General features: G+C 74.5%; 18 protein-coding genes. 14 read left to right on the top strand and 4 right to left on the bottom strand.

Annotation, left to right across the window (positions count from 1 at the left end; translation table 11 throughout):
- Window positions 1-3: 3 nt before the first annotated feature.
- Together AB0C84_RS36210 and AB0C84_RS36205 are read right to left on the bottom strand one after the other, a co-directional pair.
- Complete coding sequence (locus AB0C84_RS36210; protein WP_361075080.1) at window positions 4-1404, bottom strand: hypothetical protein; 1401 nt, start codon at window positions 1402-1404, stop codon at window positions 4-6.
- Window positions 1405-1547: 143 nt separating this feature from the next.
- The gene (locus AB0C84_RS36205; RefSeq protein ID WP_361075078.1) at window positions 1548-3314 is read right to left on the bottom strand and encodes a biotin carboxylase N-terminal domain-containing protein; all 1767 of its coding nucleotides are present in this window, start codon (window positions 3312-3314) and stop codon (window positions 1548-1550) included.
- Window positions 3315-3520: 206 nt separating this feature from the next.
- Here AB0C84_RS36205 and AB0C84_RS36200 point away from each other — a divergent pair, with 206 nt between their 5' ends.
- The 4 genes from AB0C84_RS36200 (at window position 3521) to AB0C84_RS36185 (ending at window position 6098) form a co-directional block, all read left to right on the top strand.
- Window positions 3521-4561 (top strand): SPFH domain-containing protein, encoded by a 1041-nt coding sequence (locus AB0C84_RS36200; protein ID WP_258944380.1) that lies wholly within the window; start codon window positions 3521-3523, stop codon window positions 4559-4561.
- A 32-nt stretch (window positions 4562-4593) separates the two neighbouring features.
- Window positions 4594-4923: a hypothetical protein gene (locus tag AB0C84_RS36195; RefSeq protein WP_179846086.1), complete on the top strand. Its 330-nt coding sequence runs from the start codon at window positions 4594-4596 to the stop codon at window positions 4921-4923.
- Window positions 4924-4997: 74 nt separating this feature from the next.
- Complete coding sequence (locus tag AB0C84_RS36190) at window positions 4998-5552, top strand: hypothetical protein (protein ID WP_258944379.1); 555 nt, start codon at window positions 4998-5000, stop codon at window positions 5550-5552.
- Between the two features lie 276 nt (window positions 5553-5828).
- Window positions 5829-6098, top strand: coding sequence for a WXG100 family type VII secretion target (locus tag AB0C84_RS36185; protein ID WP_179846088.1), 270 nt, complete (start codon window positions 5829-5831; stop codon window positions 6096-6098).
- A 101-nt stretch (window positions 6099-6199) separates the two neighbouring features.
- Here AB0C84_RS36185 and AB0C84_RS36180 read toward each other — a convergent pair whose 3' ends face one another.
- Complete coding sequence (locus AB0C84_RS36180) at window positions 6200-10726, bottom strand: FtsK/SpoIIIE domain-containing protein (protein WP_361075075.1); 4527 nt, start codon at window positions 10724-10726, stop codon at window positions 6200-6202.
- A gap of 42 nt (window positions 10727-10768) precedes the next feature.
- Window positions 10769-11710, bottom strand: coding sequence for an NAD-dependent epimerase/dehydratase family protein (locus tag AB0C84_RS36175; protein WP_361075073.1), 942 nt, complete (start codon window positions 11708-11710; stop codon window positions 10769-10771).
- Window positions 11711-11943: 233 nt separating this feature from the next.
- Here AB0C84_RS36175 and AB0C84_RS36170 point away from each other — a divergent pair, with 233 nt between their 5' ends.
- From AB0C84_RS36170 to AB0C84_RS36125, 10 genes are all read left to right on the top strand, one after another.
- Entirely contained in the window at window positions 11944-12645 is a 702-nt protein-coding gene (locus AB0C84_RS36170; protein WP_361075071.1) for a TetR/AcrR family transcriptional regulator, read from the top strand.
- A 225-nt stretch (window positions 12646-12870) separates the two neighbouring features.
- Window positions 12871-13743, top strand: a complete 873-nt coding sequence (locus tag AB0C84_RS36165; RefSeq protein WP_179846093.1) for a hypothetical protein — start codon at window positions 12871-12873, stop codon at window positions 13741-13743.
- 2 nt (window positions 13744-13745) lie between these two features.
- Entirely contained in the window at window positions 13746-14699 is a 954-nt protein-coding gene (locus AB0C84_RS36160) for a hypothetical protein (protein WP_361075068.1), read from the top strand.
- Window positions 14700-16001: an ATPase, T2SS/T4P/T4SS family gene (locus AB0C84_RS36155; RefSeq protein WP_361075066.1), complete on the top strand. Its 1302-nt coding sequence runs from the start codon at window positions 14700-14702 to the stop codon at window positions 15999-16001.
- Between the two features lie 19 nt (window positions 16002-16020).
- On the top strand, window positions 16021-16959 hold the full coding sequence (locus AB0C84_RS36150) for a type II secretion system F family protein (RefSeq protein ID WP_258944373.1): 939 nt from the start codon (window positions 16021-16023) through the stop codon (window positions 16957-16959).
- Entirely contained in the window at window positions 16956-17873 is a 918-nt protein-coding gene (locus tag AB0C84_RS36145) for a type II secretion system F family protein (RefSeq protein ID WP_179846096.1), read from the top strand. Before AB0C84_RS36150 ends, AB0C84_RS36145 begins: the two co-directional genes overlap by 4 nt.
- A 55-nt stretch (window positions 17874-17928) precedes the next feature.
- A complete protein-coding gene (locus AB0C84_RS36140) occupies window positions 17929-18150 on the top strand; it encodes a hypothetical protein (protein ID WP_179846097.1) in 222 nt (73 codons plus the stop codon).
- Between the two features lie 5 nt (window positions 18151-18155).
- The gene (locus AB0C84_RS36135) at window positions 18156-18596 is read left to right on the top strand and encodes a TadE family protein (RefSeq protein ID WP_258944372.1); all 441 of its coding nucleotides are present in this window, start codon (window positions 18156-18158) and stop codon (window positions 18594-18596) included.
- Entirely contained in the window at window positions 18593-19051 is a 459-nt protein-coding gene (locus AB0C84_RS36130; protein ID WP_361075063.1) for a TadE family protein, read from the top strand. The genes AB0C84_RS36135 and AB0C84_RS36130 overlap by 4 nt, the downstream gene beginning before the upstream one ends.
- Window positions 19048-19533, top strand: coding sequence for a TadE family protein (locus AB0C84_RS36125; protein ID WP_246396125.1), 486 nt, complete (start codon window positions 19048-19050; stop codon window positions 19531-19533). Before AB0C84_RS36130 ends, AB0C84_RS36125 begins: the two co-directional genes overlap by 4 nt.
- Window positions 19534-19561: the final 28 nt, after the last annotated feature.

Below are 19561 nucleotides of genomic sequence, written 5' to 3'. Positions count from 1 at the left end.
CCCTCAGAAGCCGCCGAAGTCGCCGCCCCCTCCGAAGTCGCCACCGCCCCCGAAGTCGCCGCCGCCGAAGTCCCAGCCTCCTCCGACGTCGCCGTCGCCCCCGCCGAAGCCGCCGCCCCACATCGAGCCGAGCGCGGTGCCGATCAGCATGCCGCTGAGCAGGTCGACCCCGCCGTAGCCCTGGTAGTAGCCGCCCGCGTAGGGCGCGTACGCGGGACCGGCGTTCCAGTACGGCTGCCGCCCCCCGCCGGCCGGGACCATGCGGACGTCAGGGTCGCTCCCGCGCAGGACGGCCTCCGCGTCGGCCGCGCACGCCGGGACGGAGCGGGCGACGCCGCCGGGCGGCGCCCACGTCACGTCCTGGACGGACGGCCCGTGCTGCGGGTTGAAGAAGCAGGGCGCGCGCCGCTCGGGCACCGGGTCCCCGGCGAGCCGGGCGCGCGTCGCGGTCATGTAGTAGCGGCCGTCCTCCAGCGCCGTCGTGACCTCCTGCATGTCCTGCGGCCGGGCGGCGCGCTCGGTCGAGGACTTGGCCCGGTCGTAGGAGTTCATCGCGCGCTCGTAGTCGGCGCGCGTGTCGGGATCGAGGTCGCTGTCCATGACGGGCAGGTCGAGGCGGGCGATGTCCTCGCCCAGGAGCGTCACGTCCTCCTGCACGCCCGCCTTGAGGTCGTCCATCTCGCGGGCCGTGCGCTCCCGCCGCTTCCGCCGGGTGTTGAGCATGACGCCCACGATGGCCGCCACCACGAGGGCGAGCACGCCGAGCAGCACGTAGCCGACGGTCGCGCTGGTCCGGGTGCCGCTGTCGACCTTCTTCTCGGCGAGGTTCCCGAACTGGATCAGGCGCTGCTTCAGCGGCGCGCCCTCGGTGCGGGTGACGATCTGGTTGATCTCCGGGCGGTCGAGCTTCTTGGAGATCGCGCCCATCCGGCTGCCGTCGGCGGTGATCGCGACGTAGGTCCCGCCCTTGCCGACGCGCTCGGCGACGGCCGGGAGCATCTGCCGGACCTCGGTGGACGTGACGTCGTTGCGGACGACGACCGCGCGGATGTCGGCGTCGCTGTCGCCGCCCAGCGACGTCTCGATCTCGTTCCGGTCGGCGGGGGTCAGCGGGTTCCCGGCGCCGCTCGTCACGAACAGCCGCGAGTCGAGGAGGCCCTTGGCGATCTGGCCGACGGTGTCGTCGGCGGGTGCCCGCGGGACCACCGCGGGTGCCCCGGCCGCCTGCGCCCCCGCCGTCTGCGTCGTAGCGGTCGTGTGTGCGGTGGTCTGGGACGCGGCGGCGCCTGCCGGGGCGGCGCCCGCCGGGGCGGCCAGGGCGAACGCCGGGACGGCGACGGCGACGATGATCGCCGCGGCGGCGCCCCCGCGGGCCGCCCGGGCGGCCCGGTTCTCGGTGCTCATTCCCCCAGTCTGCCCACGTGGACGCGCCGTTACGTCCTTCGCCGGACGGATTTGCGCACGCGCCGTATGGGCATCGCGCCCCATCCTCGCCCGGAGACCCCGGTTCGGGGCCCCCGGGCGAGGACGCGGCGCGGCGGCCGGGGTCAGGAGTCCTTGATCTCGCAGATCACGGCGCCCGCGGAGACGGTCTGGCCCACCTCGGCGGACAGGCCGGTGAGCGTCCCCGCCTTGTGCGCGGTGAGCGGCTGCTCCATCTTCATGGCCTCCAGGACCACGATGGTGTCGCCCGCCGCCACGGTCGCGCCCTCCTCGACGAGGAGCTTGACGATGGTGCCCTGCATCGGGCTGACCAGGGAGTCGCCGGACGCCTGGGCGCCGCCGCCCTTCTTGGCGCCCCGCCGCTTGGCGGGCGCCGCCTTGCCCGCGGCCGGGGCGGCGGAGGCGCCGAACCCGGCGGGCAGGACGACCTCGATGCGCCGGCCGCCGACCTCGACGGTGACGCGCTCGCGCTCGCCCTCGTCCTCCTCGCCCGCGTGGGGGCCCTCATAGGGCGCGATCCGGTTGTCGAACTCCGTCTCGATCCACCGCGTGTGGACGCTGAACGGGGTCTCGTCGTCCGCCGGGACGAACGCCGGATCGTCCAGTACCGCCCGGTGGAACGGCAGGACGGTCGGCATGCCGTCGATGGCGAACTCGGCGAGGGCGCGGCGGGAGCGCTCGACGGCCTGCCGCCGCGTCGCGCCCGTCACGATCAGCTTGGCGATGAGCGAGTCGAACTCCTGCGGGACGGTCTGCCCGGCCTCGTAGCCGGCGTCCAGGCGGACGCCGGGGCCCGTCGGGGGGTGCCAGGCGGTCAGGGTGCCGACGGCGGGCAGGAACCCGCGCCCGGCGTCCTCGGCGTTCAGCCGGAACTCGATCGAGTGGCCGCGCAGCTCCGGGTCGCCGTAGCCGATCTCCTCGCCGTCGGCGACGCGGAACATCTCGCGGACGAGGTCGACCCCGGCGACCTCCTCGGTGACGGGGTGCTCGACCTGGAGCCGCGTGTTGACCTCCAGGAACGAGATCGTGCCGTCCTGGCCCACGAGGAACTCGCACGTCCCGGCGCCGACGTAGCCGGCCTCCTTGAGGATCGCCTTGGACGAGGAGTACAGCAGGTCCAGCTGCTCCTGCGACAGGTACGGCGCGGGCGCCTCCTCGACGAGCTTCTGGTGGCGCCGCTGGAGCGAGCAGTCGCGGGTGGACACCACGACCACGTTGCCGTGCTGGTCGGCCAGGCACTGCGTCTCGACGTGCCGGGGCTTGTCGAGGTACCGCTCGACGAAGCACTCGCCGCGCCCGAAGGCGCCCACGGCCTCGCGGACGGCCGACTCGTACAGCTCGGGCACCTCCTCCAGCGTCCGGGCGACCTTCAGGCCGCGCCCGCCGCCGCCGAACGCGGCCTTGATCGCGATCGGCAGGCCGTGCTCGCGTGCGAACGCGACGACCTCGTCCGCGCCCGACACCGGGTCGGCGGTGCCGGCGACCAGCGGGGCGCCGACCCGCTGCGCGATGTGCCGGGCCTGCACCTTGTCGCCGAGCGCGGTGATCGCGGCGGGCGGCGGACCGATCCAGGTCAGCCCCGCGTTCCGCACCGCCGCGGCGAAGTCGGCGTTCTCCGCCAGGAACCCGTAGCCGGGGTGGACGGCGTCGGCGCCCGACTCCGAGGCGATCTTCAGCAGCTTGTCGATGTCCAGGTAGCTCTCGGCCGCCGTCCGCCCGCCCAGGGCGAACGCCTCGTCGGCGACCCGAACGTGCAGCGCCTCCAGATCGGGCTCGGCGTACACCGCCACACTGACCAGCCCCCCGTCGCGGCAGGCACGGGCGATACGGACCGCGATCTCGCCGCGGTTGGCGATCAGGACTTTGCGCACGTGGGTCTCCTCCTTCAACCTCGCAGGCAGTCTAGATAACCGCGATCCCAGGTTTTCGTAAGCCCCTCCTTATTGGGGGCGTGGTCCCGGATAGCGGGAGGTTTCACGAGAAAGCGGTACCCCTACGGGGATCCCGGCGGGGCTCCGCGCCGTCTCACCCTGGAACCCGCGGCACGACCCCCCGCGCGGGTGTGAGAGGAGCCACTGTGGCAGAGAAGAAGACGTCCGCCGCCAAGGAGCGGGCCGGTGCGACCCGGCGCTCTGGGGTGAGGGCGCCCAGCAAGCGGACCGCCATCGTCACCGCCGTGCTGCTGGTCGTCGTGGGATGGCCGGTGCTGAGCGCGCTGTTCGGCGGCTTCGAGCGCACCGGCGGCGGCGAGATCGCCGTCGTCCGCAACGGCGGCTTCTTCGACAACAACAGGATCCGGCAGGTCATCGACCCCGGCTCCGGCCGCGTCTGGATCGGGCTGTACTCGCAGGTCCACAAGTACCCGGCCCAGCAGCGCTTCTACACGATCACCTCGGACGCCGGGAAGGGCGAGGAGTCCGGCGTGGACGTCGTCACCGTGCCGAGCTCGGACGGCGTCAACATGGGCATCGAGGGGACGCTGTACTTCACGCTCAACCAGGACCACAAGGCCCTCAGGCAGTTCGACGACAAGTACGGCACCCGCAAGTTCCGCAGCGCGAGCGGCGAGACCTTCAACGTCTACGACGGCGACAAGGGCTGGTCGGCGTTCCTCGACCAGATCGTCCGGCCGGTGATAGACAACGACCTGCGCAGCCAGATCAACAGCTTCCGCTGCGCCGAGCTCGTCTCCTCCTGCGCCCTCGTGCAGAACTCCTCCGCGCCGAGGAACGTCCAGACCGCGGGCCAGCAGGCGCAGAGCAACAACGGCAACATCGCCAAGGTGCAGACCGCGATCAACACGAGCCTGGCCGCGGACCTGGAGCAGACGCTCGGCGGCAAGTTCGTCACCAACATCCACTTCAACCTGGTGCGGATCACCCTGCCGGCCAAGGTGCAGGACGCGGTGGACCGCGCGCAGGCCGCGTTCGCGCAGATCAGCGAGGCGCAGGCGAAGGTCGCCTCGGCCAAGGCGGAGGCCGCGGCCAACAAGGCCCGCCAGGACGGGTACAACAAGTGCCCGACCTGCGCGAGGATCGAGGAGCTGAAGGCCCTCCCGCAGGGCATCACGGTCTACGCGCCCGGCAACCCGAACGGCTCGCTCCTGCGGGGCAGGTAGGCGCCCGGACGCGGACGGCGAGGGAGGCGGTCATGCGGTTCCTGATCGTTCTGGTGGCGCTGGCGGTGGCGGCCGTGGTGGTCGTCCTGCTGGTCTACGGGTTCTCCGACCGGTCGTCGCGGAGCCGGGCGCGGCTGGAGGGCGGCGCCCGGTGGGAGACGCACACCGAGTCGACCGGCGGCGTCACCGCGGTCGTCGTCCGGCGGGTCTCCCGAGGCGGCGGCGGGGACGTGCTCGCGGAGATCGGCCGCCAGACGGTCGCCACCATTCCGGACGGCGATCCGGAATGGGAGGAGCGCTACCACGAGGCGATGGCGCGGGCCCGCTCCCGCGTCGCCGCACTGGAGAGCGAAAGGGACTGAACCGGCGTTCCACCCGGGGCCCGGCGTGTAATGTCGGCTCGGATCTACCAGCCTTTGATCAGCGGGAGAGGCCGATGGTTCGCCCGTGGCCCCGGGCGGGACTGGCGGTCGCCCTGGCCGCCTGCCTGCTGGCGCCCTCGTCCGGTGTGCGCGGGCCGACCCCCGCGGTGGAGGACTACGTCACCCGCCAGCTCACGGTCGCCGCGAACACCTACCTGGCGCGCCGCTCCCAGGCCCTCGTCCAGAAGGACGGCCGGGACCGCCGCGCCGCCGCGCCCACCGAGGTGCTCGGCGTGCGGATCTCCCCGTCGCTGGTGCGGTCGCAGGAGAAGGCCGTCCGGGAGCTGGAGACCCGCAACCGCGCCCCCGTCGAGGGCGGCCCCGCCTACACCGGCGCCCGCACCCGCCTGGACGAGGGCCGCGCCGTCCGCACGGGCGACCGCATCACCCTGGAGGCGGTCGAGCACACCGAGATGCGCTACGGCCGAGGGGGGCGCGGGAAGGTCACCCAGTCGGTGCGGCGCCGGTTCGAGTTCCGCGCGAGCGGCGAGCAGATCACCATGGTCGGCGAGCGCGTCCTGGACCCGGCGGCGCACCCGGTGAACGACCCGCTCGGCGAGAGCCGCTGACGCGCCGCTTTCCCTTTCCCGCCGCGGTCGTCCATTCGGCCGCGGAAACCACTCTGAAACTCTCTTGACGGACAGTAATTATGCTCGTCACAAGCCATCCGACCATGGCCTTCCTGGCCACATCCGGACAGGCGGGGATGGTGGGAATGTGGCCGTTTCGACGGGGGATCGGCAGGGGGACGCTGGCTGGAAGTGATCGGTGGGGCGTAGGCTGGCGCCATTCCCGCGGTAGCGGCTGGAAACGTTCCAACGATCAGCGAGGAAAGGGCCGGGGCGATGGGTGACAAGCGCGGCGCCAACCTGGGCGAGCTAGAGGAACTGTCCCGCATCTTCAGCAAGCACTCCCGCAACCTCGACGCCCTCATCAAGGACCTCAACGGCCGCACCGTGAGCAGCAGCGCGGCCTGGTGGGGCCCCGGGGCCGACCGCTTCCGCGCCGCCTGGGCCGAGGCCAAGACCTCCTTCGACAAGATGGCCGTCGCCCTCGAACAGGGCAGCCAGGACATCCGCAGGTCCCAGCAGAACATCGAGGCCGCCACGCGCTGAGCCTCCGCGAGCCGCGGGTCCCGGCCCATCCCCCCGAGGCCGGGACCCGCCTTTTTTCTGTCCGGGGTCTTTTTGCCCGGCTTTCTCCGCGCGGGCGGCGATCAGTCGGCGCTGACCGGTGGGGGAAGCGCCACCTGGATCCGGGTGGTGGCGCCCGCAGCGACGAACAGGCCGCGGCCGGTGGGCCCGCCCAGCGGCGCGTTGCGGGGCAGCCGCAGACCGAACAGGTCGCCGTCGTCCGGCGAGTCCACCGACAGCAGGACCCCCGACCGGGAGCGCCGGGCGTCGGACAGGAAGCCCCGGTAGCCGCGGCCGAGATCGTCGGTGGTGCCGCCGATGACGACGGCGTGCTCCCCGTCGCGGGCGGTGCGCAGGACGTCGCTCAGGGCCTCGTCCATTTCGGTCTCGTCGAGGAGTTCGGCGTCGTCCACGACGACGGCGTAGCGGTGCTCGTCGCCGATCGCGCGCTCCAGGTCGCCGGCGTCGGCGTCGGAGGCGAGCACGCCGAGCACGCCGGGCCGGCCCGACAGCAGGCGGAGCGGGGAGCGGCGCGGCGTGACCAGGACGACCGGGACGAGCCCGCCGCCGACCGCGGGGTCGAGCAGCGAATGGACGATCGTGCGCAGCGTCGTCGAGCGGCCCGAGCGGGGCGGCCCGGCGACGGCGAACCCCGGGCCCTCGCCCAGCAGGTCGATCCCGACGGGCGCGAGCGTGTCGCCGCCGACGCCGACCAGCGCCCACAGCGGCGACGGGGCCAGGAACTCCGGGTCGAGCGACATCGCCTCCCGGTAGGTGACCCGGACGGGCAGCTCGTCCACGTGCAGGGGGCCCCGGCGGCGCGGCAGCCGGCCGTAGCGGGACACGGAGGTGCGGGCGATCTCCTGCAGTGCCGCGACCTGGGACGCGCCGGACGCGTCGTCCCCGAGGAGCGCGATCTGCGACTCGCGGGGCGGCGCGCCTGGGCCGGAGGGTTCCAGGGCGCGTCCGGGCGGCATCTCGGCGGGGATCTGCCGGTCCTGCAGCCCGCCGTACCCGTAGTCGTTCGGGTCGGCCATGCGCAGGAGGAGGCGGCGGTCGAAGACGGTGGAGACCTGGCCGCCGAGACCGGAGCGATCGCCGGTGAACACGGCGCGCAGCCCGGCCGCGGCGCCCTCGCGCAGCAGCCGGACGACCTGGTCGACGAGGCGCCCGTAGTCGTAGTGCTCGAACGCGCCGAGGAAGCCCTCCCAGCGGTCGAGGAGCAGGACCATCCAGGGGAGGCGGTCGGTGGCGGCGACGGCGGCGCGCTGCTCGGCGAGCGAGGAGAACCCCGCCTCGGCGAGCACCTGCTGGCGGCGGGCGACCTCGGCGGTGAGCGCGGTGAGCAGCCGCTCGCAGCGGTCGAGCTGGTCGCGGGTCACGACGGCGCCGCAGTGCGGCAGGGAGACCAGCGGGAGCAGCGCGTTCGCGCCGCAGTCGACGGCGTACAGGTGGGCGTCGTAGGGGGAGCAGGCGCCCGCGAGGGACCCGGCGATCGTGCGCAGCGCCGTGGAGCGGCCCGACTGCGCCGACCCGGCGATGTACAGGTGGCCGCCGGTCGCGAGGTCGAGGGTCAGCTCCTCGCGGGACTGGACGGCGGGCAGGTCCGTGACGCCGAACGGGACCGGCGGGACGTCCACGACGGAGCCGCCCGCGGCGGTGCGGGGCGCCAGCGCGACCCGCTCGGGCAGCGGGCTCAGCCACGGCGAGGGCTGCCGCGCGATCCCGGCGCGGCGGGCGGCCTCGTCGACCGCCTGGACGAGCACCCCAAGGTCGGTGGCGAGTACCGCGTCGTCGGCCGCCTCCCGCGGTGCGGGCAGCGGATGGCCGAGGCCCTGCCACGGCAGCGGGTGGACGGTCGGCCCCCCGGACCCGGCTCCGGTCCCGGGGCGGCGGCCGCCGATCCGCGCCGACTGGACGGCCTGCGGCGCCGACACCCCGGAGCGGACGTAGCAGCGCCCGGGCGTGGACTTGGAGATCTGCGCCGCGTCCGGGGAGTCCAGGACGTCGGCTGACTCGTCCGGGTCGGTGACGCGCAGCGCGATGCGCAGGTTGGTGTTGGCGCGGATGTCGGCGGTCACGACCCCGGCGGGGCGCTGCGTGGCGAGGATCAGGTGGACGCCGAGGGAGCGGCCCCGGCGGCCGATGTCGACCAGGCCGGTGACGAAGTCGGGCAGCTCGGTGACCATGGCGGCGAACTCGTCGATGACGAGGACGAGCCGCGGCATGGCCGGCAGCCCCGGATCGGAGGGGCGCAGGTCGTCGTAGTCGTCGACGTCCTTGGCGCCCGCGCCGAGCAGGATCTCCTCGCGGCGGCGGAGCTCGGCGGCCAGCGACTCCAGGGCGCGTTCGGTGGCGTGGCCGTCCAGGTCGGTGACCATGCCGACGGTGTGGGGGAGGTTCGCGCAGTCCTTGAACGCCGCGCCGCCCTTGTAGTCGATGAGGACGAACGTCATCTCGTCCGGGCGGTTCGCCACGGCGAGCGAGGCGATGAGGGTCTGGAGCAGCTCCGACTTGCCCGCTCCCGTGGTCCCGGCGATGAGGCCGTGGGGGCCGTCCACGCGCAGGTCGATCTCGTGGCGGCCGCCCGAGGCGAGCCCGATGGGGACGCGGGTCGTCCGCCCGCCCGTCCTGTTCCACGACTGGAGGACGTGCTCGGCCGTCGGCTCGGGCATGTCGAGGACGTCCAGGAGGCGCACGTCGGCCGGGAGCGAGTCCTCGGCGTCCTCGCGGGACACGTCCCGGACGGGGGCCAGCGCCCGCGCCACCCGGTCGGTCCAGGTCGCGGACACCTGGTCGGCCAGGACGGGGCCGACGACGTCCAGGCCCTGCCCCTGGAGCAGGAGCGTCGAGTGGCGCTGCGCGTCCCAGGCGGCGACGGCGCTGCACTCCTCGGGGAGCATCCGCTCCTCGTCGTCCACGCAGATGGCGTAGAGCCCGTACTCGGCGCCGCGCGACAGCAGCATCGGCATGCCGGGGATGCGGCGCAGCGCGCGGGCGCCGTCCAGGACGATCAGGATGTTGTAGGGCGCGGCGTCGGCGGGCCGCGCGCCCTGCCCGAAGAACGACGACTCGGCCTGCGCGGCCCGCCGCCGCTCGGTCACCCGGATCGCCAGTTCGGTGACGCGGTGCGCCGCCGACTCGGGGTCGGTGCCGACGAGGGCCACGCAGTCCTCGCCCTCGCGCGGCGCGCAGTGCGGCAGCCAGCGCACCCAGTTCCACTCGTTCCCGGCGTCCTGGTCGGCGGACAGCACGACGATGGCCAGGTCGCGGGGGCTGTGCAGGGCCGCGGCCTGCGCGACCAGCCAGCGGGCCAGGGCGCGCGACGCGTGCCGGGGCCCGGTCAGCCCGATGACGCCCAGCTCGGTGAGGGGCAGCACCACCGGCACCTGCCGGGCCTTCGGGACCCGGATCCCGTTCCCGCCGCGGGAGGACGGCGCCTCCGGCCCGGCCTGCTCGCTGCCGGGCCTCGCCGGCAGTTCGGCGTCGCCGGTCAGCTCGATGAGGGCGGGCAGGTCGGCGAGGCCCACGCGGAGATGGAGGACGTCGGGGTCGTCGCGGCGGCGCTCCCACAGGCGGCGCCGGGGGCCCGTCGCGGTGAGCAGGACCTCGGCGGCGTCGGGGTGCAGCGCGCGGCGCTCGGCCTCGTCCTCGCGCCGCAGCCGCTCCAGCTCGCCGTCGAACTCGCCCGCCTTGCGGTGGTACTCCTTCAGCGACTTCTTGTAGGACTTGCGGCCGTGCATCCGGTCGCCGAGCCACTCGCCCAGCGTCATCACGGGCCAGGCCAGCGCGAACAGCGCCCACCACCACTGGCCGAGCCCGAACGCCATGGCGAGCCCGAACGCCGAGAACAGCAGCGCGCCGAAGAGCCGGAGCCGCTCGCGCGGGTTGCGCTCGGGACGCTTCGGGACCTCCAGCGTCCGCGCCCGCCGCGGCCGGTTCAGACGCGGAGGGCGGTTGAACGCGAGGCCGCCCTCCGGCAGCGGCTCCAGATGGGTGTCGGGGGCGGCGCACGGCGCGAGCGCCAGCACGCTGGCCCCCACCGTCAGCAGCGCGCCCATCGGCCATGCCGTCCTCGCGCCGAGGGGCGTCCCGTCCAGAGCGACCGCCCCCTGCATCGTCAGGGCGGACGCCTCGACCTGGACGGCCGCGCGCTCGACCGTGAGCCGCAGGGACCGGGCCGGGACCGACGGGTCGTCCAGCACCACGTCGACGTCCTGCCCGGACCCGATCGTGCAGACGCCGAGCCCCAGCCGGTGGACGGACCCGGCCGCAGGGCCGCCGACGACGCGCACCTCGACCAGCCCGGTCGGCTCCGTCAGGACGGTCGCGGCGGCGCCGCGCCGCTCGACCGCCACGACGGCGCCGTCCCGCAGCTCCTTCACGGCGAGCGCCTGCGGGTCCAGCATCCGGCCGTCCATCCAGAGGGCCTTGCGCGCGCCCCTGGACAGCAGCGCGTCCTTGGAGAAGCGCGGCGCCGGGACGGCGGGGCGGCCGTCCAGCGTGGCGGCGAGCGTCTGCGCGACGCCGTCGACGGTGGCCTCGGAGTCGAGGTTCAGCACGACGTCGCGGGGGCCTCCGCCGGTAAGCGCCGTGAACGAGATCCGCATCCGAGCCTGCCCTCCGCCGTCCTCGGGACAACCGGGCCTAGCTTAATTACCCGCCCCCTCCGCCATCCGCGAAGCCGACACGACCGCCTTCAGAGCGTCGTCCAGCGGCGTCGGGGCCATCCCGAAAGTCGACTCGAAGGCCGAAGAGTCGAGGATGTAGGGCTTGTCGAACTGGTACCGGGTCTCCCGCAGCTCCTTGAGCATCGGCGAGAAGAACCCGGCCGCGTGGAAGATCGGGCGGGGCACCTCGTGGATGCGTGGCGCCGGCGCTCCGGCGATCTCGCACAGCCGCTTCCCGACCTCGACCGTGGAGACCGCCGGGCCGGTGGGGACGTGCCAGGGCCGCCCCCAGGCGCGCTCGTCCGTCCCGGCGATGGCGAGGGCCTGCGCGACGTCCGGCAGGTAGGTCCACGCGTGCGGGACGGACGGGTCGCTGAAGTACGGGACGCGCTTGCCCGCCAGCAGCGGCTTCACGAACCGCGTCTCGCCGATGTACGCCTGGTCGGTGCTGCGCGGCCCGTAGTAGTCGGATCCGCGGAGCTCGGTGACCCTGGCGCGGCCCGCCTCGTGCGCGGCCAGGGCGTCCCTCCACATCGTCGCCCGCACCCGTCCCTTGGTGCCTGTCGCGGCGAGGGGCAGGTCCTCGGTCATCGGCCCGTCCACAGGCCCATATCCGTAGAGGCAGCTCAATGTCACCAGGACCGCCCCGGTGTCCTCGGCGGTCCCGAGGAAGGACGCGGCCATCGGCGGCCAGTCCAGCGCCCACCGGTGGTACTGCGGGTTGACGCAGTTGTAGAGCGCGTCGGCGCCCTTGGCGAGCCGGGTGAGGCGCTCCCGGTCGGCGACGTCCGCCGCGACCCGCTCGACCCCGTCCGGGCCCGACCCGGACCGCGTCACGACGGTGACGTCGTGCCCCCGCCCGGTCAGCAGTTCCGCGAGGTGCGTCCCGACCTGCCCGGCTCCGACGATCACGTGCTTGCCCATGGTTCTCTCCTGGTCCAGGTGTGCTCGGTGGTCTCGATCTCCGCTCCCCGTAGGCGTCCAGCGCGCCGCTCGAAGGGGACCGGCTCCTTGGTCGGTGCTCCGTTATGAGAGCAATGCTCTCTTTCGAGAGCAGTGTTGTCAAGAGCAGTGCTCTCGAAAGAGGGCGGCGCTCTGCTAACCTGCGGGAAACGGGCGGAGCGGAGGGGCGGGAGACCGCCCCCGAGGAGGTGGGCATGGGCGCGGGGCAGACGGCGCGCGAGCGGGTCCGGGCGGAGCTGGTCCGGGAGATCACCGAGATCGCGAGGCGGCAGCTCGCCACCGAGGGCGCGACGGGGCTGTCGCTGCGCGCCGTCGCCCGCGAGATGGGCATGGTGTCGTCGGCGATCTACCGGTACTTCCCGAGCCGCGACGACCTGCTGACCGCCCTGATCATCGACGGCTACAACGCGGTCGGCGAGGCCGTCGAGCGCGCCGACGCCGAGGCCGCCGGGCACGACCACGGCGGCCGCTGGCTCGCCGTGTGCCGGGCCGTCCGGGAGTGGGCCCTCGCGCACCCGCACGAGTACGCGCTGCTCTACGGGTCGCCCGTGCCCGGCTACCAGGCCCCGCAGGACACCGTCGCCGCCGCCATGCGCGACACCGTCGTCATGGCGCGGATCGTCACCGAGGCGCACGCGGCCGGCGCGCTCGCCCCCGCCGGGCCGTGCCCGCCGCCCCCGCCCGCCATCGCCGAGGACATGGCCCGCGCACGCGCGATGCTCCCCATGGACGTCCCCGGCGACGTCATGGCGCGGGCGTTCACCGCGTGGGCCGCTTTGTACGGGACCGTCAGCTTCGAATTGTTCGGGCAGTACAACAACGTGATCGAGGAGCGGGCCGCCTATTTCGACCACACGATGGCCCTGCTCGCGCGCCTCGTCGGCCTGGAACCGTGACGCGGCGGGCCCTCCGGGCCGCCCGGTCCGGGGTCAGTGACGGATGTGACTGGTGGTAAGTGGCCATGTGATCCGTGAATTCGCAGGTCATCGCCGTCTGCTCGGATATGGGCGCGCCCGGCTCCCGCGAATCCATTGACGTGACCTCTCCGCCCCCGCGAGCATGGATCGCTCGAAGGCGCGGATTCCGGTGGGACGGGGCCGCGCCAGGGCGGGAAGGAGCGCGTGGGCAGCGCGATGAAGGCCAACCAGTCGACCATCTCCGGCGGCGGCGCGGCGGGCTCGTCCGGCGGGACGGGGCTCGGGCGGTCGGGGCTCGGCACCTCGGGAGGACAGCGGCTCCCCGCGTCGTCGCGCGAGCGCAAACCGGCGCTCGCCGCGCTCGCGGTGCTGCTGATCCTCGGCGGCGCTCTCGCCAGCGCCTACCTCGTGATGGCCAGCGGCGAGCGGGTCTCGGCGATCCGGATCGCCCAGCCCGTCGCGGCCGGGCAGCGGATCCCGGCGAGCGCCCTGGAAGAGGTGCAGATCGGCGACACCGGCATCCAGTACCTCAAGTGGTCCGAGCGGGCGAAGGTGAGCCGGTACTTCGCGGCCGTCCCGCTGGTGAAGGGCGCGCTGCTGACCAACTCCATGATCAGTCCGGCCGACGCGCCCGCGAGCGGCCGGCTCGTCGTCGGGCTCGCGCTCAAGCCCGGCCAGATGCCCTCCGGCGACGTCACCCGCGGCGCGCACGTCACCCTGTTCGCCGTCGGCGGCGGGACGGGCGGCGGCCCGCGGGCCGGGACCGTCCTCGCGCGCGACGCGGTCGTGCTGAACGTCGGCGCCGGGGACGGCGGCGGCCCCACGCGGCTGCGGTCCGAGCAGACGAGCGTCGACGTCGCCGTGCTCCCGGCGGACGCGGCGCGGGTGACGCAGGCGGCCTCCGCCGGGACGGTCGCGCTCGCGCTGATCCCGCCCGGCACGAACGTCTCGGTGCCGCCCGCGGCCCCCGAGGGGCAGGACGGCGGCAACGGCGTCCAGCCCGTCCCCGGGTCCGGCGGCTCCGGCAACGGCACCCAGGGCACCGGCACCCCGGGCCCAGGGGCGGGCGGTAACTGACGGTGGCACTCATCGCGCTGGCGGCCGACAAGGGGGCGCCGGGCGTCACGACCGCGGCGGTCGCGCTCGGCGCCGTGTGGCCGCGCCCCGTGCTCGTCGCCGAGTGCGACCAGGCGGGCGGCGACCTGGTCTACCGGCTGCCCTCCGCCCAGCCCGACGGCGACGCCGACGGCGGCATGCTCAACCCCTCGCGCGGGCTCCTCAGCCTCGCCGCCACGGCCCGCCGCGGGCTGCGCCCCGACCAGGTCGCCGAGCACTGCCAGCGGCTCGCCGGCGGCCTCGACGTCCTCGTCGGCGTCACCAACGCCGAGCAGGCGCAGGCGATGACGTGGCTGTGGGGGCCGCTCGGCCGGGCGTTCGCCGGCCTCGCCCCCGTCGACGTGATCGCCGACTGCGGGCGGCTCGGCGCGGCCAGCCCGCTGGTCGAGCTGATGCACGAGGCCGACCTCGTCGTCCTGCTCACCAGGGCCACCCTGGAGCAGGTCGCCCACCTGCGCGAGCGCGTCGCCGCGCTGACCGCGGAGCTGCGCGGCGGGCCGCCCGTCGGCGTGCTGGTGCTCGCCGACCCGCGCGACTTCCGCGGCTCCATCTCCGAGGTCGACCGGATCCTCGCGGGCGCGCGCGGCCGCGCCCCCGACGCCGCGCAGGGGCCCCCGCCGCCGGACGTCACCGTCCTCGGCGGCCTGGCCCTCGACCCGAAGGGCGCCGACCTGCTGTCGGGCAGCTGGGGCGGGCGGCTGGACCGCTCGCTGCTCATCCGGTCGGCGCGCGAGGTCGCCGCCGACCTCACCGCGCGCCTGCCCGCCGCGCCCTCGGCCCCGCCTCCCGCCGGGCACCCCGGGACGCCGCCCGCGCGGCAGGACGTCCCGTCCCCGGCGGGGCCGGCCCAGCAGCCGCCGCCGCAGCCGGCGCCGCACGTGCCCGCGGGCGGCGGGCACGAGGAGGGGAGGGGCTAGATGGACCACGCTCTGGTCAAGCGCCTCCGCCAGGAGGTCGGCGACCGGCTGGCCCGGCAGCGGCGGCTGGACGCCGCCAACGGGCTGCCGCCGATGTCCGGCGAGGACGAGCGGCAGTTCGCCCGCGCCCTGATCGGCCAGGTGCTGGAGGAGTACGCGCGCGGCGAGATCACCTCGGGGCGACGGCCGCCGAACGCCGAAGAGGAGGAGGCCCTCGCCGCCGGCGTGCACGCGGCCCTGTTCGGCGTCGGCCGGCTCCAGCCGCTGCTGGAGGACCCCGAGATCGAGAACATCGACATCAACGGATGCGACCGCGTGTTCCTCGGCTACGCCGACGGCCGCGAGGCGATGGGCGAGCCGGTCGCCGAGAGCGACGAGGAGCTGGTCGAGCTGATCCAGATCCTCGCCGCCTACAGCGGGCTGTCCTCGCGCCCGTTCGACACCGCGAACCCGCAGCTGGACCTGCGGCTCCCGGACGGGTCGCGGCTGTCGGCGGTGATGGACGTGACCGTCCGGCCCGCGCTGTCGATCCGCCGCGCCCGCCTCGGCAAGGTGTTCCTCGCCGACCTGGTCGGCAACGGCACGATCACGCAGGAGGTCGGGCAGTTCTTCCGCGCCGCCGTGCACGCCCGCAAGAACATCATGATCGCGGGCGCGACCAACGCGGGGAAGACGACGCTGCTGCGCGCCGTCGCCAACGAGATCCCGACGCACGAGCGGCTGATCACCGTCGAGCGCGCGCTGGAACTCGGCCTCGACGCGTTCCCCGAGCTGCACCCGAACTGCGTGGCGTTCGAGCAGCGGCTGCCGAACTCCGAGGGCCAGGGCGCGATCTCGATGGCCGAGCTGGTCCGCCGGTCGCTGCGGATGAACCCGTCCCGGGTGATCGTCGGCGAGGTGCTCGGCGACGAGATCGTGACGATGCTGAACGCGATGACGCAGGGCAACGACGGGTCGCTGTCGACGATCCACGCCAACTCCTCGGCGGAGGTGTTCAACCGCGTCGCCACGTACGCGATCCAGTCGGAGGAGCGGCTGCCGGTCGAGGCGACCCACATGCTGATCGCGGGCGCGATCGACTTCGTCGTGTTCATCGAGAAGCGCAACGACTACGCCTCCGGCGGGAGGCTGCGCCGCTACGTGGCCAGCGTCCGGGAGGTCACGGGCGTGGACGGGCGCGTGCTGTCCTCGGAGATCTTCGCGCTCGGGCCGGGCGGGTACGCCGTCCCCGCCGCGCCGATCGCGTGCGTCGCCGACCTCGTCGACCACGGCTACGACCCGTCCGCCGGAGGCGGCTGGTGACGCGCGGGGGTGGTGGGCGATGTACGCGCCGGACGTGATGCTCGCCGTCGCCGCCGGCGGCGCGGTCGGCGGCGGCCTCCTGCTGCTCATCGTCGCGATGCGCGGGCTGCCGCCGCGCCGCGGGCCCGCCCGCGGCCGCAGCCGCGAGGACCTGGTCCGCACCCTCACCACCCGTACCGCCGTCGCCGTCATCGTCGGCGCCGTCGTGCTGATCGTGACGCGCTGGCCGATCGCCGCCGCCGGCACCGCGGCGCTCGTCCTCGCCTGGAACGGCCTGGCGGGCGGCGCCGCCGAGGAGCGCAGGGGCATGGCGCGGCTGGAGGCCCTCGCCGCGTGGACCGAGTCGCTGCGCGACACCATCGCCGGCGCCGTCGGGCTGGAGCAGGCCATCCCCTCCTCGCAGCGCGCCGCCGCGCCCGCCCTCCAGCAGCCGCTGCGCAACCTCGTCGACCGGCTGCACACCCGCGTCCCGATGCCGGAGGCGCTGCGCCGGTTCGCCGACGACCTGGACGACCCGTCCGCCGACCTGGTGATCGCCGCCCTCATCCTGAACGCCAAGCTGCGCGGCCCCGGGCTGCGCGACATGCTCGGCGCCCTCGCCGACTCGGCCCGCGCCGAACTCGACATGCGGCGCCGCGTGGAGGCCGACCGCCGCGCGACCCGGCGCAGCGTCCGGATCGTCGTCGCCGTCTCCGTCGGGACGGCCCTGGCCCTCGCCGTGTTCAACCATTCCTACGTCGAGCCGTACGACGACGTGCTCGGGCAGCTCGTCCTGTGCATCGTCGCCGCCCTGTACGGGGCCGCGTTCCTGTGGCTGCGCCGCCTGTCGCGGTACGAGATGCCCGGGCGGTTCCTCAGCGAGCCGCGCGGGGCCGCCCAGCCCGGCGTGCCCGGCGAGGTGCCGAGCACCGTCGCGGGCTGGCAGGGCCGGACCGCCGAGGGCGGTGGAGCCTCGTGAACGGCGCGATGATCGCCGGCGCCGTCGTCGGCTTCGGCCTGTACATCCTCGTCCGGGCGCTGTTCCCGTCGCGTCCGGGCCTCGCCGCGCGGATGGCCGCGCTCGACGCCGCCCGCCGCCGCGACCTGGAGGAGCAGCGGGCCGGGACGGCCTCGCCGACGCTGGAGCGGGTCGGCGGGACGCGGGCGAAGATCGGGCGGGAGCTGGCGCGGATCTGCGAGGCGCGCGGCTGGCGGCTGCGGTCGGTGCGCGCCGACCTGGCGATCACCGAGCGGTCGCTGGAGGCGTTCCTCGCCACGAAGTTCCTGCTGCCCGCCGCCGCGCTGCTGTTCATCCCGCTGATCGTCGCCTACTTCACGCTGCTCGGCCTCGGCTCGTCCGTCGCCGTCCCGGTGTGGATCTGCGTGCTGTTCGCCGCCCTGTTCTTCTTCTTTCCCGACATGCAGCTCCGGCAGGAGGCGCAGGCGCGCCGGCAGGACTTCCGGCACGTCGTCGGCGCGTTCCTCGACCTGGTCTCGATGAATCTCGCGGGCGGCCGCGGCGTCCCCGAGGCGCTGATGACCGCCTCGAACGTCGGCGAGGGCTGGGCCATGCACCGCATCCGCGACGCCCTGTCCAACGCCCGCATCACCGGCCGGACCCCCTGGCAGGCGCTCGGCGGGCTGGGCGAGGAGGTCGACATCGCCGAGCTGCGCGACCTCGCGGGCGCGCTCGCGCTGGTGTCCGACGACGGCGCCCAGGTCCGCAAGTCCCTCGCCGCCCGCGCCGCGTCGATGCGCAGCCGCGAGCTGTCGGAGCTGGAGGGCAAGGCGGGCGAGCGCTCCCAGTCGATGCTCATCGCGCAGCTGTTCCTGTGCGCCGGCTTCCTGATCTTCCTCGCCTATCCGGCCCTGATGCGGGTGCTCGCCTCATGACCGAGAACCGTATGACCTCTGACAGTCCCGCCGAACCCCCTCTGGAGGTGTCACGATGAGTCCGCTCAATCCCCTGAACGACCCGGCCGTCGTCTACTTGCGCGCCCTGATCGGCACCCGGCTGGCGCGGCTGCGAGACGAGGAGGAGCGGTGCCGCGGCGCGTCCGCGATCGAGTGGGCGATCATCACCGCGATCCTGGCGCTGATCGCGATCACGATCGGGGCGGTGATCCAGAAGAAGATCCAGGACAAGGCCAACAGCATCAACACGGGCTGACCGCCGTGCGGCCCAGGGAACCCGGCGTCTCCTCCGACGCGGGGGCCTCATCGATGGAGTGGGCGCTGCTCACTCCCGTCCTCATCCTCATGATGCTCGTCGCGGTGCAGTTCGCCATGGTCTTCCACGCCCGGCATGTCGCGCTCGCGGCGGCGCAGTCGGGCGCCCGCGTCGCGCGCACCTCCCCGGTCGGCGGCGGCTGGGAGGGCGCGGCGACCGCGAAGGCGGCCGGCAGCGTGCGCGAGATCGGCCCGGACCTGCTCGGCGGGCTCCAGGTCAGGGCGGGGGAGGACAACGACGAGCGCTGGGTCGAGGTCAGCGGCGAGGCCGTCCAGGTCGTCCCGTTCATGACGTTCCACGTGTCGCAGCGCTCGCAGGGGCCGATCGAGTGCTTCCGTCCCGACGTCGGCGCCGGGACGGCCTGCCAGCGGGGAGCCGGCGGATGAGGGCCCGCGTGCCGCGTCCCGCCGCCGACGGCGGTTCCATGTCCCTGGAGATGGTCCTCGTCACGCCCATCTTCGTGGCGTTCCTGCTGTTCCTCGCGGGCGCCGGGCGGATGGTGGACGCCAAGAGCCAGGTGGACGGCGCGGCCCGCGACGCCGCCCGCGCCGCGTCCATCGCCCGCAGTTCCGGAGCCGCGCAGAGCCTCGCCGCCGACACGGCGTCCGCCGGGCTGCGCGGAACCGCCTGGTGCTCGGGCGGCCCCTCCGTGCAGACCGACGTGTCCCGCTGGGGGCCGGGAGGCAGCGTCGGCGTGACCATCACCTGCGACGTCGACCTCGGCGACCTGGCGTTCATCGGGCTGCCCGGCAGCAAGCGGCTCCAGGGCCACGCGATCGCGCCCGTCGACACCTACACCTTCCGCGGGACCGACGGCGAGCCGCCGGAGGACGCGCCATGACGAGACCACCCACCGCGTCGGAGGCGCGGGCCGCCGGCGACGGCCCGGCCGGGGACGACGGCCGCGACCGGGGCACGATCGCGATGTACACGGTGCTGTTCACCCCGGTCGTCATCCTGCTGGCCGGGCTGCTCGTGGACGGCGGCCTCGCCATCCACGCCCGGCAGCGCGCCGCGGACATGGCCGAGCAGGCCGCCCGCGCCGGGGCGAACCAGATCGACACCGACGCCCTGCGGCGGACCGGGGAACCCGTCCTGGACCCGGGCCGGGCCCGCGCGGCGGCGTGCGACCTGCTGGCCTCCTACAGCGACCAGGTGACCGGGTCCCGGTGCGACGCCGACGAGCAGGAGGTCGCGGTCACCGTGCGGATCGGCGTCCGGCCGCAGCTGCTCGGGATCATCCCGGGCTTCGGCGAGTTCCAGCTGACCTCCAGCGCGACCGCCCGCCCGGTCACGGGCGGACCGGGAGGAGTCAACCCGTGAGCATCGGCGAGAACGGCTTTACCATGAG

The organism is Actinomadura sp. NPDC048955 (assembly GCF_040649435.1).
GTDB lineage: Bacteria > Actinomycetota > Actinomycetes > Streptosporangiales > Streptosporangiaceae > Spirillospora > Spirillospora luteofluorescens.
Note: the sequence above shows the minus strand (reverse complement) of the source record. Positions and strands in the feature narration are given on the sequence as shown.